The following is a 228-nucleotide window of genomic DNA, read 5'->3' on the forward strand; positions in this document are numbered from 1 at the left end:
ACCCGCGCCGGCACGCCCCCCTTCGCGGTGGGGATGTCGACCAGCCTCGGCTGCGCCGGCACGTCCATGTCCCCCAGATCTTGGGGCCCCGTCTGCCGCACCCAGCGCAACTGTCCGGTGTTGAGGGCGAGCGCGGTGATCGAGGAGGAGAATTTCTCGGCATTGGCGCTGCGGCCCCTGCCGAGCTGGTCCGGCGTCTGGTTGCCGAGCGGCAGATAGAGCAGCCCG

The 228-nt window shown here is 71.1% G+C and carries 1 protein-coding gene; it reads right to left on the reverse strand.

Annotated features, from left to right (window positions below; genetic code table 11):
* Positions 1-228 (reverse strand): hypothetical protein (locus KVT37_RS33410; RefSeq protein ID WP_217579139.1); only part of this gene is annotated, 228 nt, incomplete at both ends.

Origin of the sequence: Mesorhizobium sp. GbtcB19 (assembly GCF_019091085.1) — a bacterium.
Lineage (GTDB): Bacteria > Pseudomonadota > Alphaproteobacteria > Rhizobiales > Rhizobiaceae > Mesorhizobium.